Here is a 972-nt window from a genome sequence, read left to right on the forward strand (position 1 = left end):
GTCGTTCAAATAAATCGAAACCTTACCAAGCAATAAATTAATTGTTTTAAATACATGTCGTTAGCTGATCGTCATTTTATATCAGCATAATATGACCATTTTTTATAACCATATTATTAACCGAATTGACTTAGATCGACTCCTTTACAATACTTTTTACCAACTTGAAAGAAATTGCTGTCTTATCGTCAGTGTTAATAGTTATTCGGAATTTATTAATACTCAGATTAGATGGAAATCTGTAGCTTGTTGTTATTACTGATAGTTTAAATTTTCTCTAATCACTTAACAGGCATATTCTGTCAATGACATCTCAGCAAATCTTTTAATAGGGATAAGTAAAGTGCGAATTTATATTCGTACTATTTCATAGTGAGGGCGTGAGATGTTTATACAAACAGTAAGAATCGTCATACCGTTAGTATTACTGCAGTTTTTAACGGGTTGTCAGTCGGATGATAACGATAAGCTAAAATCAGAAATTGAGTCATTAAAACAAGAGATCAGTCAACTAACAAAAGAAGTAGGAAAGATAGAAAATGAAGTGAAAGAAATGAAAGATTTGGCATTTAACCCACCCAAAAAAGAGCCACCGACTTTGCCGAATCAACCTAACTTTACTGAAGATGGCACATTGCCACTTCTGGGAAGTAAAGACGCAAAAATTGCTATTATTGAATTTTCTGATTTTCAATGTCCTTATTGTAAACGATTTACAGACAGTGCTTTTAAACAGATAAAAGAAAATTATATTGATACTGGTAAAGTTCAATATATTGCGCGCGATTTCCCGTTGAGTTTTCACGCGAAAGCCATGGGTGCTGCGATCGCAGCTACGTGTAGTCTTCACCAAAATTCCTACTGGCCAATGCGAGATATGCTGTTTAGCAATGTCAAAGACTTAGGAGATGAGCTCTATAAAAAAGCAGCTACAGATTTATCTTTGAACTTGGAAGAGTTCAATAAGTGCAT

General features: G+C 34.0%; 1 protein-coding gene. It reads left to right on the plus strand.

Annotated elements, in window-relative coordinates; translation table 11 throughout:
- Window positions 1-385: 385 nt before the first annotated feature.
- Window positions 386-972, plus strand: a 587-nt coding sequence (locus R7E78_RS24850) for a DsbA family protein (protein ID WP_318058438.1), incomplete at its 3' end; no start/stop codon positions are given.

The sequence above is a fragment of the Vibrio sp. YT-19(2023) genome, from assembly GCF_033337395.1.